The sequence below is a fragment of the Actinoplanes sp. NPDC051633 genome (assembly GCF_040681735.1).
In the GTDB taxonomy this organism is placed as follows: Bacteria; Actinomycetota; Actinomycetes; order Mycobacteriales; family Micromonosporaceae; genus Actinoplanes.
Genome location: NZ_JBFAZH010000775.1, coordinates 1 through 3,749 on the forward strand (window position 1 = coordinate 1; position 3,749 = coordinate 3,749).

General features: G+C 71.3%; 4 protein-coding genes and 1 pseudogene. 3 read left to right on the forward strand and 2 right to left on the reverse strand.

The window, feature by feature from the left end; genetic code table 11:
* Positions 1–272: 272 nt before the first annotated feature.
* Both AB0M20_RS31740 and AB0M20_RS31745 read right to left on the reverse strand, forming a co-directional pair.
* The gene (locus tag AB0M20_RS31740; RefSeq protein WP_364304011.1) at positions 273–1,289 is read right to left on the reverse strand and encodes a hypothetical protein; all 1,017 of its coding nucleotides are present in this window, start codon (positions 1,287–1,289) and stop codon (positions 273–275) included.
* 202 nt (positions 1,290–1,491) lie between these two features.
* Entirely contained in the window at positions 1,492–1,653 is a 162-nt protein-coding gene (locus AB0M20_RS31745; protein WP_015625326.1) for a DUF5679 domain-containing protein, read from the reverse strand.
* A 461-nt stretch (positions 1,654–2,114) separates the two neighbouring features.
* On the opposite strand from AB0M20_RS31745, the gene AB0M20_RS31750 reads away from it, so the two are divergent.
* The 3 genes and pseudogenes from AB0M20_RS31750 to AB0M20_RS31760 form a co-directional block, all read left to right on the forward strand.
* On the forward strand, positions 2,115–2,648 hold the full coding sequence (locus AB0M20_RS31750) for a M48 family metallopeptidase (RefSeq protein WP_364304009.1): 534 nt from the start codon (positions 2,115–2,117) through the stop codon (positions 2,646–2,648).
* Between the two features lie 72 nt (positions 2,649–2,720).
* A complete protein-coding gene (locus AB0M20_RS31755) occupies positions 2,721–3,317 on the forward strand; it encodes a hypothetical protein (RefSeq protein WP_364304010.1) in 597 nt (198 codons plus the stop codon).
* 200 nt (positions 3,318–3,517) lie between these two features.
* Positions 3,518–3,749 (forward strand): annotated as a pseudogene (locus AB0M20_RS31760) (AarF/ABC1/UbiB kinase family protein); the annotation flags it as partial.

Below are 3,749 nucleotides of genomic sequence, written 5' to 3' on the forward strand. Positions count from 1 at the left end.
CTTTCGCGACGCCGAACGCGTGGCTGAGCTACCACTTTTCTGTCCCCCGGCGTCGCAAGCCAACAGTGGTAGCTCAGCGGCCTATCGCAGGGGCGGATGCGCGGCTGAGCTACCACTTTTGTCCCGCCCGGGACCGCAAGCCAACAGTGGTAGCTCAGCAGCCCGTCTCGAGGTCGGATGCGCGGCTGGGCTACCAGTTTGTGTCCAGGCCCGGCTCGCACGCCGACAGTGGTAGGTCAGGCACCTCTCGGCCTGGCGGATGCGTGGGTGGGCTACCACTGGGCGCAGGGGCAGGCTGGGTGTGGGGGCCAGGTTTTGCGGCGGATGCGGCCCGGGGTGGTCATCTCGGCCGAGGCGCCCGTCGTCTCCGGGGTGCCGCCGTCTATGAAGGTCAGGGCCTCCGCCGTCGCGTAGGCCGTCGCCGCCAGCAGGGCCGCCACCGTGCACGGCTCGAAGGCCGGGATCGGGTCGGACCATCCCGGGTCGCGGTCCCGGCGGTGCAGGTCGAGGCACTGCAAGCAGGGCCGGCCCGCGGCCGGGACGAACGGGCCGATCACCGCCACGCCCTCGCGGATCGCCACCGCCAGGTGCGGCTGGTGGCGGCGCGCCAGCGACGCGGCGAGCAGTGCCACCGGCTGACGGTGCCGCAGCTGGATGACCAGGGTGGTGGCCCGGCGTACCGGCCGGGTTCCGATCTTGGGGGCGGCCCGCAGCAGGGCCGAGGTGACCGCCGTGCCCCGCTCCGCACCGACGTCGGTCACCCGCAGCGGGCCGCCGGGCAGCTCCTCCGCCGTGACCGTGCCGGGCAGGTCGAGGTCCACATGCCCGACGCCGGACTCGGCCAGCGCCACGGCGATACCCGCGCCCAGGCGACCCTCGCCGGTGATGCGGACCCGGGCCGCGGCGCGGCGGCGCAACGCGCGGGCCGGTGCGGGCCCGCCGTGATGCGCCAGGGCGCTCGCCTCGCCCAGCAGCCGGTGCCGCTCGGACTCGGGCAGCAGGGCGGGCAGCAGGGCCGGCGCGGGCACCACGAGACCGGCCTCGTGCAGTGTGCTGAGCAGCGCCTCGGCCTCGGGCGCCGGGATGCCGCTACGCGCGGCGTGCCGGATCAGGGCGCGCTCCGGGCGGGTCCCGTCGATCAGGTCGAGCAGGTCGGCGGCATCCCGGTCGGGCAGCTCGACGAGCACCGCGCGGGCCGGGTCGCTGCCGAGCTGCAGGGTGCGGGCGTCGCGCCAGATCCGGGGAAGACCGGGAATGAGGATGGGCCGCTGTACAGGCATGGGTGACAGGTTGTCACCACGCGATTGCGCTTGGCCCGAGTTATCCACAGGCTACGCACCGCTGTACGCACCTTCATCCACAGGACCGAGTGACTTATCCACAGGGTGGTGGAGAGTTAACTCCAACTACTCAACGTGTTCGAGTCGACACAGTTACGCCTCGACCGGGTGAGGGGCGGCCGAAGCCGCCCCTCGCTCGCGAAACCGCTGGTCAGGCCTTCGCCTTACCCAGGATCCGGTTCACGGTGGTGCCACAGACCGGGCACTTGCCCTTGGCCATGTTCATGCCGGTCTTCGAGACCTCCACGGTGCCCTGGAAGTCGCGCTTCTCCTTGCACTTCACGCAGTAGCCGTTGTACGTGTTGTCGGCCACGGGTTCCTCCTCGTCATGTTCGTCGGCCCGGCCGGCCCGGTGCCGATCGCGGCGTCAGGCCGCGAGTGTGTTCGGCGCTGGACCGCTCCGCGACCACGTGGATGCGGCCGCCCGTTCGGGGCGGTCACTACCCAGGTCGGGCCGTTTCCATGTCAGCGCAGCGTCGGCCGTGTTGCCGACGACGTGAGTGTGCGACCTAGCTACGCCCTTTTTAGGCAGATATGCCGGGACACGCCGACGAATACGCTCAGAAGCTCCCAAACGGGACGATCAAGCGGAATCGGAGCCCGATTTATGGTGGGGTACGGCTACCCGTGTTGCTGTTGTGGAAAAATTTTTCCGGCAGTGCGGGGCAAAACTCGTTTTTCGGTCGCGTGTCGTTTGGCATACCCTTGCGGTGACATGGGTCTCACGGATTAGCGTCTGTACGTGAACCCGAACCTGGGCCGTGCGAGCCGGTAATGGCCCGGACGCGTAAGCCTGTCGTCGAAGTGCGGCGTAGCCAGCGCCGGCGCCGAACGGTTTCCGCCTACCGTGACGGCGAACGGGTCGTGGTGCTCATCCCCGACCGCTTCTCCCGCGCGGAGGAGATGGAGTGGGTCGAGCGGATGCTCGCCCGGCTGGCCGCCCGGGAAGAGCGCGTCCAGCGTGGCGACGACGAGCTGTCCGCTCGCGCGCGGCGCCTCACCGCCCGGTTCCTCTCCGATCACGCACGCAAGGTGACCCCGGCGAGCGTGCGCTGGGTGACCAACCAGAACGGCCGCTGGGGCAGCTGCACCCCCGACGACGGCACGATCCGCATCTCGCACCGCATCCAGGAGATGCCCGACTGGGTGATCGACTACGTGCTGCTGCACGAGCTGGCCCACCTGGTGGTCCCGAGCCACAGCGCCCGCTTCTGGGACCTGGTGAACCGATACCCGAAGGCGGAGCGGGCCCGCGGCTACCTCGAGGGCATCTCGGCCGCCACCGGCATGGCGATGACCGACGACTGACTCGGCGACGGGCCGGCGACCACGGGCCCCCTGTGGTCGCCAGGCCCGCGGACACCGGGATAGCCTCGCCGTGTGGTGCGGCGGATCGTGGTGGCGTTGCTGGTGCCGGTGAGCTGGGCGCCGCCGGGGGTTGAGCTGTCCTCCTGGCGGGCGGCGCTCGCCGAGGACGTGGTCGACCTGCTTGCGCGGCTCGCTCAGGCCGAGCCGGCCGTCGGCGCCACCGCCGAAGATCTCGAGCTGGCCCGGGAGATCGTCTGGCCGGGGATGAAGATCTACGAGGTCGCCACCGCCACCGTCGGGCCGGTGCTGCGAGCCGCCGCCGCGGACGGCTTCGACCAGGCCGCGGTGATCGCCGCCGACGCGCCGGACGTGCCCGGCATGGTGCTGGGCAAGCTGCTGCGCCCGCTCGAGCGCAAGACCGTCGCCGTCGCACCGACCGGCGCCGCGACCGGCCTCCTCGGCGTGGCGACCCACCTGCCGGCACCCGGCTGGCTGCCCGACGCCGACCTGGACACGGCCACTCCGATGACGCTGCGTCGCACGGCCCCGCAGCCCAGCGACGTGGAGTCGACGCCGGACTGGCGTCGCCTGCGCGGCCCGGACGACCTCGCCACCCTCGACCAGGCGCTCGAGGGCTGGGAGAACACCCGCGCCCTCCTGGGCGGCTGAGCCCGGACAACCCGGACAGCCCGGCGGCTGGGCAGCGGGGGTAACCCCGCTCCTGGCCGGCGGGTGCGGCACGGGACCGACGAGTGCTCGTACCCGGAAGCTTTGAACTTGGCACCGAAGAATATGGACTTCCCAGGAGGATCGGGACGGATGGGGAAAGCTGGACGGTTGATGGCGTTCCCTTCGGTCACAATGATCTGGTGAGCGACATTCCGCGGCGGGCGGCATCCCGGACTGCCAGGCTGGCCGCACTTCCCCTCGGATTCGCCGGGCGGACGGCTCTCGGGCTGGGGAAGCGGGCGGTCGGCGCGGCCGCGGACGTCATCTCCGCCGACATCCAGCAGCGCACCGCCGAGCAGCTCTTCAGCGTGCTGGGCCAGCTCAAGGGCGGGGCGATGAAGTTCGGCCAGGCCCTTTCGGTGCTCGAGGCCG

Coding starts and splice junctions, on each gene's coding strand:
- AB0M20_RS31750 (WP_364304009.1), top strand. CDS start 2,115: ATGGCCCGGACGCGTAAGCCTGTCGTCGAAGTGCGGCGTAGCCAGCGC.